This window comes from Bradyrhizobium sp. PRIMUS42 (assembly GCF_023006515.1).
Taxonomy (GTDB): Bacteria; Pseudomonadota; Alphaproteobacteria; order Rhizobiales; family Xanthobacteraceae; genus Bradyrhizobium.
Genome location: NZ_JALBGZ010000320.1, coordinates 1 through 7,022 on the forward strand (window position 1 = coordinate 1; position 7,022 = coordinate 7,022).

The window sequence follows — 7,022 nt, forward strand, 5'->3', positions numbered from 1 at the left end:
CGGCTGCGCCACCCGCAGCACCGCCACATGCGCGGGCACCTGGGCTTCGAAGCGCGGGCTCACCAGGCACGCGCCGGCCTTGGTCGCCTTGAGTTCGTCGGCGTATTTCAGGTTGTCGAAGAACGCCAAATGCATCGGGCCCGCTTCGTCGAGCGAAGCAAGGCCCATGATGATTTGGCCGCCCCTGCCGGGATCGACCAGCTCCGCCTTGGTCAGCGCGGCAATGTCAGCCAGTGCTGAGGCAGGCGGCTTTGTGAAGAAGATCGGCTGCGCCATTCCACCCCGTCGCGGTCCGGCTTCGGCATGAAGCGGTCAGGCCGCATCATGCCCCATCTCTTGGAATGGCACGATCCCTTTCGGAAACTGGCTCCGGTGATCCGGATCGTGCCGTGCTGATCGAATTAGAACGTGGTGCCGCCGCCGAACCGGAACTCCTGGACGCGGTCGTACTTGCCCTTGCTGAGCGGCACGGCGTAATCGAAGCGCAGCGGACCGAACGGCGACTGCCAGATCAGGCCGACACCAACCGACGAGCGGACGACCTTGCTGTCGTCATACACGAGGCCGGTACAGGTGCCCGCAGACGTCGGATTGATGCTCGAGGGGATGCAGCCCGGCACATTGACTTCGTTGGTCGTGGTCCAGCTGGTCGGTCCCTTATAGTCGTAGAGGCCGCCGGCATCGGCATAAACCGCACCCTTCAGACCCACTTCCTTCGGCAGGAACCAGAACGGCATCTGCAGTTCGACCGATGCGCCCCAGTACTTGGTGCCGCCGAGGGCGTCCTGCGTACCGAAGGGGTTCAAATCGCGCGGGCCGATGCCGTTCGGGGCAAAGCCGCGGACGAGGTTCGAACCCATCTGGAAGTGATCGAGCATGCGCAGATCGCTGCCGATCTTGTTCAGCATGCCGCTCTGCAGGCGGACGAGGCCGACGATGTCCGACACCAGCGGAGTGTAGTACTTCGCATCGATGACCGACTTCAGGTAGGAGACGTCGCCGCCGACGCCGGCGAAATCCTGACGGAAGTCGACGAGCAGACCGTCGGTGGGGTTCTTGTTGTTGTCCAGCGTGTTGTAGGTCAGCGTGTAGCCGAGCGCCGAGGTCAGGGTCTTGCCGTTGGCAAGCTCCCTGCGCACCGGCAGCGAGGCTTCGCCGTCGCTGTAGCAGCCGAGGCCGTTGGTCGAGCTGAGATCCGGAACGCCGCCATTGGCATTGACGAAGGCCGGGCTCGGATTGAACGCCGACGTACCCAGATTGTTGTTACAGTTCGCCAGGTAGTACGGCAGCGTGATTTCCTGCTGGTAGATCGAATAGCGCAGCTGCAGCGCCAGATCTTCACGCAGGGAGAAGCCGAGGCGCGGCGAGAAGCCAAGCGTCTTGGTGCCGTAGGAGATGTAGCTGTTGGACAGCTGCTGGCGCTGATAGAGGTCGAGGCCGAGCGCGACGCGGTAGTCGAGCAGATACGGCTCGACGAACGACAGCGAGTAGCCGCGGGCATACTGACCATAGGTCACCGACGCCTTGGCGAACAGGCCGCGGCCGAGCAGATTGCGCTCGGAGATCGAGACTTCGGCCAGCGCGCCGTCGGTGGTGGAATAACCGCCCGAGATCGAGAAGTCGCCGGTCGATTTCTCTTCCATGTCGACGATCAGAACCACGCGGTCGCTCGACGAGCCCGGCTCCGTCGTGATCTTCACGCTCTTGAAATAGTCGAGGTTCTTCAGGCGCCGCTCGGCACGGTCGACCAGGGCGCGGTTGTAGGCATCTCCTTCCGAGATGTCGAACTCGCGGCGGATCACGTAGTCGCGGGTGCGCGTGTTGCCGCGCAGGTTGATGCGCTCGATATAGGTGCGCGGGCCCTCGTCGATGTTGAACACGACGGAGACGGTGTGCGCCTCGAAGTTGCGGTCGCCGCCGGGCCGGACCACGGCGAAGGCATAGCCGCGGCGCGAGGCCTCGATCTGCATCTCCTCGACCGACTTCTCGACCGACTCGACATTGTAGAGCGAGCCGACATTGACGCGCGAATAACCGCGCATCGACGAGGGATCGAAGTTCGGAATGCTGGAGCGGAAGTCGATCGCGCCGACGCGGTACTGGGATCCTTCCTCGATCTTGAAGGTGACGTTGAAGCCCTTCTTCTCCGGATCGTATTCGGTGAGCGCAGCCACCACCTGGACGTCGGCGAAACCGTTCTTGAGATAGAAGCGGCGGATCAGGTCGCGGTCGGCTTCGACGCGGTCGGGATCGTAGATGTCACCACTGGCGAGGAAGCTCAGCAGGTTCGATTCACGCGTCTTGATGACGTCCCTGAGGCGGTAGGACGAGAACGCGACGTTGCCGACGAACTCGATCGACTTGACGCCGGTCTTGGCGCCCTCCTCGACCGTAAAGATGAGGTCGACGCGGTTGTTCGGCTGCTCGATGATCTCGGGCGTGACGCGCACGTCGTAGCGGCCGGACCGGCGATAGATTTCGGCGATTCGCAGCGTGTCGGACTGCACCATGGCGCGGGAGAAGGTGCCACGCGCCTTGGACTGGACCTCAGTGGTGAGCTGCTCGTCCTTGATCTTCTTGTTACCCTCGAAGGCGACCCGGCCGATGACCGGGTTTTCGACCACCGAGACGATGATCTGGCCGCCGGCGCCGCGGTTGATCCTGACGTCCTGGAACAGGCCGGTTTCGATCAACGCCTTGAGGCCGTCATCGACGGCGCCTTGATCCAGGCGACCGCCCGGACCCGGCTTGAAATAGGAGCGGATCGTCTCCACCTCGACGCGGCGATTTCCTTCGACGGAAATCGACTGAACGGTCTGAGCGAGCGCAGACGAAGACACCAAAACAGCCCCGACCGGGGCAACCACCGGCGCGCCGAACATGATCAGGGTTGCGAGCAAGCCACCCCGGAGTCGCAGTCCAAACTTCATCGCGCAACGCGCCCTTATCATTCCGAGCCAGACCCAACCCCAACGCCGGTCTGGAGATTCCCCAAGTCGAGGCCGCTTGTAGCCAATTTCGCCGACGCCGCAAACGGCCGAAAGCGTCGTGATTTCAATTTCATTCCAAGACGTTGCTCAACAGCAACGCCACAAAAAAGCCTCCATCAAGATGCCGCCATCCGCAGGATGTCGTTGTAGGTCGCAAACACCATCAACATCAGCACCAAGCCCAGCCCGATTCGGAACCCCATCTCCTGAGTCCGCTCGGACAAGGGCCGGCCGCGGACCACTTCGGCCGCGTAGAACATAAGGTGGCCGCCATCGAGCAGCGGGATCGGGAACAGGTTCAACAGGCCGATCGACACCGACAGCACCGCGCACAGGTTGATCACGAACTGGAACCCGGCGCTGGCCGCCTGCCCCGACATCTTCGCGATTCCCAGGACGCCGCTGACTTCGTTGGGATTGCCGTTTCCGACGAACAGCGAGCCCAGGAACTTGAAGGTGCTGGTGATGATGAACCAGACCTGCTCGACCCCGATCTTGAGCGCCTCGCCGACGCCCACCGGCGCGGTCGAGGCCTCGCCGGCCTGCGATTTGTGCTCGACGCCGAGCACACCGAGACGGTGGCTGTTGCCGAACGGATCCTTGCGCTCGAGCAGCGCGGGCGTTGCGGTCAGCGAGACGATGGTCCCGTCCCGCTTCACCTGGAAGGCAAGGGCCGAACCTGCATTCATCGCAACGATTCGCTGCATATCGGCAAAGCTCTCGATCGGCTTTCCGTCGATCTGGACGACGACGTCCCCGATCTTGAAGCCGGCCGCCGCGGCGGCGCCGTCGGCGACGACGCCGTCAACGCGCGCGATCGTGCTGGGCTTGCCGTAGTAGAGCGCCATGCCCGCGAAGATCAGCGCGCCCAGGATGAAATTGGCGATCGGGCCGGCCGCGACGATCGCGGCACGCGGCCCCACCTTCTTGTGGTGGAAGCTGCCGGCGCGTTCCTCGGTCGTCATGGCCGCAAGCGTCTGGGCCGACGGGGTCGAGGCCTCGCTTTCGTCGCCGAAGAACTTGACGTAGCCGCCGAGCGGGATTGCCGAGATCTTCCAGCGGGTGCCGTGGCGGTCATTGAAACCGACCAGCTCAGGTCCGAAACCGAGCGAAAAAGTCAGCACGCGAACGCCCGCCCATCGCGCGACCAGAAAGTGGCCGAGCTCATGGAAGAACACGACGATGGTCAGGACGAACAGGAAGGGAACCGCGTAGCCGAGGAGCCCATGGCTCAACGTATTGAAACTATGGACAAAAAAGTCGATCATCGAATTCCCTCATCCAGCGCCGCAAGGCCCTGGCCGCGAACCATCTAGGATGCCTTTAAGGCAATTTGAGGCAATAGGGCGGCAGCCCTATTTCGAGCAACATGGTCAACAGAGATTGCATCGTCGGCGGACGTCAGGGGCGCCTGGTTCCCGCTGCGGACCCAGTCGTCCAGGGTCGCCTCAACCAGCCGGGCAATCGCGCCGAACCGGATCTTGCCGGCGATGAACGCGGCGACCGCAACCTCGTTGGCCGCGTTGTAGACGGTGGTCGCGCCCTTCCCGGTCCGGAGCGAATCGAAAGCCAGCCGAAGCCCGGGGAAGCGCTCGAAATCGGGCGCCTCGAAGGTCAGCTGGCCGATCTTGGCGAGGTCCAGCTTGGCCGCCGGCCCCTTGATGCGATCGGGCCAGCCGAGGCAGTGCGCGATCGGGGTGCGCATGTCGGGCGCGCCGAGCTGGGCCACCACCGAGCAGTCGGAAAACTCGACCATGCCGTGGATGATCGACTGCGGATGAACGAGGACGTCGATCTCGTCGGGCGTGAGCGCGAACAGATAGGACGCCTCGATCACCTCGAGCCCCTTGTTCATCATCGAGGCGGAATCGATCGTGATCTTCTGGCCCATGCTCCAGTTCGGATGCTTCAGGGCCTGTGCGAGGGTCGCCTGCTCGATATCCGCCGGCTTCCAGGTCCGGAACGGGCCGCCCGAGGCCGTGATGATGACGCGGACGAGCTCATCGCGATTGCCTGAAGCGAGCGCCTGGAACAGCGCATTGTGCTCGGAATCGGCCGGCAGGATGCAGGCCCCCGCCTTGGCCGCACGCTGCATGAAGAAATCACCGGCGCAGACCAGACATTCCTTGTTGGCCAGCGCCACATGCGCGCCGCGATCGACCGCTGCCAGTGCCGGCTTCAATCCGGCGGCGCCGCTCACGGCCGCCATCACCCAATCGGCCGGACGCGCGCCGGCTTCGATCACCGCGCTTTCACCGGCGCCGCATTCCGTGCTCGTTCCCGCGAGCGCGGACTTGAGCTCGGCGAGCTTGGAGGTGTCGGCGATTGCGACGTAGCGCGCGGAAAATTCCTTCGCGAGCTTCGCCAGCGCTTCGACATTGCTGTTCGCCGTTAAGGCCTCGACGCGATAACGCTCGGGCGAGGCGCGCAGCAGATCCATCGTGCTGTCGCCGATCGAGCCGGTGGCGCCGAGAACCGTGACGCTGCGGACGTCGGACGCAGCAAGCCTGTTATTACGCAATGGGACCGCGCTCATATCCTCACCAAACCATAAGACCGCTTCCGGCGCTATGCACACCATGGCGGAGAAAGCCGATAATCCATGCCGCCAGGATGGCGGCGACAAAGCCGTCCAGGCGGTCCATAAGCCCGCCATGGCCGGGAATTAAGTGACTGGAATCCTTGACGCCGAAGCGCCGCTTCACTGCGGATTCGAACAGATCGCCGAGCGCCGACACCACCGAGAGGATGGCGCTGACGAGCAGCAATGGCGCCATCTTTCCGAGCCCGCAAGCCGCAAAGCCGACCGCAACCAGGAGGCTTGCAACAAAGCCGCCGATCGCGCCCGCCCAGGTCTTCTTGGGGCTCACGCGCGGCCAGAGCTTCGGTCCGCCGATGCTGCGGCCGGCGAAATAGCCGCCAATATCGGTCGCCCACACCACCAGCAGCACGAACATCAATGCCGAGAAGCCGTTGACGAGATCCTTCCGGAGCAGGATCGAGGCGAGTAGCGCCGCCGCCGCATACGCGAACCCGGTCGCGGCCCAAATGAATTTGCCGCGCGCCATCAGCGTCACGATCGCACCGCCGATGAGGCCGACGATGACGGAGGTCTTGAGCCCGCCAAAAGCGACAGCGGCCCCCATCATCGCGATGACCACCGTCCCTGCCCCGGTCAGCGCGGCCGATCCCGCGCCCACCACCGTCAGCCATTCTGCGAATAGTCCGATCGAGACAAGAGTGACGAGCAACACCCAGAGCCAGCCGCCGGCATAAGCGATCGCAATGGTCAGCGGCGCCAGCACCAGCGCTGCGAGGACTCGCATCACGAGATTGCTCGGGGCAGGCTTGGCGCCCGCCGGTGCGGCGTCTTGTTCGCTCACGAGGCGGTTTTCGCGACCAGACCGCCGAAACGGCGCTCGCGCCTGGCGAATTCGGCGATCGCGCTTTCCAGAGCCGCCTTGTCGAAATCGGGCCAGTGGATCGGCACGAACACGAGCTCGCTGTAGGCGGCCTGCCACATCAGGAAATTGGACAGGCGCTGCTCGCCGCTGGTGCGGATGATGAGGTCGGGATCCGGAATATCAGGCGCATCGAGATGCGCGCCGAGCGTCTCGGCGTCGATCGAATCAGGATCGCGCCTCCCCTCCGCGACCTCACGGGCGAGCTTCTGCGCCGCCTTCGCGATCTCCTGCCGCGAGCCGTAGTTGAAGGCGACGACGAGCGTGAGGCGCGTGTTGTCGCGTGTCAGCTCTTCGGCCTCGTTCAAAAGCGCGCAGATGTCGCCCTCCAGCCCTTCGCGCTCGCCGATGATGCGGACCTTGACGCCGTCACGATGCAGGCTCGCCAGGTCGTTGCGGATGAAGCGGCGGAGCAGACCGAAGAGATCGCCGATCTCGCTCGCCGGGCGCGACCAGTTCTCCGAAGAGAAGGAGAAGATGGTGAGATAGCGGATGCCGAGCTCGTGCGAGGCACGCACGACGCGGCGCAGAGCCTCGACGCCGCGGCGATGCCCCTCCGCACGCGGCAGAC

General features: G+C 64.2%; 6 protein-coding genes. All 6 read right to left on the minus strand.

The window, feature by feature from the left end:
• Positions 1-276 (minus strand): LpxD N-terminal domain-containing protein (locus MOV75_RS21935; protein ID WP_309486957.1); only part of this gene is annotated, 276 nt, incomplete at its 3' end.
• A gap of 125 nt (positions 277-401) precedes the next feature.
• On the minus strand, positions 402-2,930 hold the full coding sequence (gene bamA / locus MOV75_RS21940; protein WP_246926328.1) for an outer membrane protein assembly factor BamA: 2,529 nt from the start codon (positions 2,928-2,930) through the stop codon (positions 402-404).
• 176 nt (positions 2,931-3,106) lie between these two features.
• Positions 3,107-4,258: an RIP metalloprotease RseP gene (gene rseP, locus MOV75_RS21945; RefSeq protein WP_246926325.1), complete on the minus strand. Its 1,152-nt coding sequence runs from the start codon at positions 4,256-4,258 to the stop codon at positions 3,107-3,109.
• A 44-nt stretch (positions 4,259-4,302) separates the two neighbouring features.
• Positions 4,303-5,526: a 1-deoxy-D-xylulose-5-phosphate reductoisomerase gene (dxr, locus tag MOV75_RS21950; protein WP_246926315.1), complete on the minus strand. Its 1,224-nt coding sequence runs from the start codon at positions 5,524-5,526 to the stop codon at positions 4,303-4,305.
• 4 nt (positions 5,527-5,530) lie between these two features.
• Complete coding sequence (locus MOV75_RS21955) at positions 5,531-6,373, minus strand: phosphatidate cytidylyltransferase (protein ID WP_246926313.1); 843 nt, start codon at positions 6,371-6,373, stop codon at positions 5,531-5,533.
• Entirely contained in the window at positions 6,370-7,020 is a 651-nt protein-coding gene (locus MOV75_RS21960; RefSeq protein WP_247006602.1) for an isoprenyl transferase, read from the minus strand. The genes MOV75_RS21955 and MOV75_RS21960 overlap by 4 nt, the downstream gene beginning before the upstream one ends.
• Positions 7,021-7,022: the final 2 nt, after the last annotated feature.

Bases quoted from the DNA above. Each gene is read 5' to 3' on its own strand.
- bamA (WP_246926328.1), bottom strand. From the start codon at position 2,930: ATGAAGTTTGGACTGCGACTCCGGGGTGGCTTGCTCGCAACCCTGATC.
- rseP (WP_246926325.1), bottom strand. From the start codon at position 4,258: ATGATCGACTTTTTTGTCCATAGTTTCAATACGTTGAGCCATGGGCTC.
- dxr (WP_246926315.1), bottom strand. From the start codon at position 5,526: ATGAGCGCGGTCCCATTGCGTAATAACAGGCTTGCTGCGTCCGACGTC.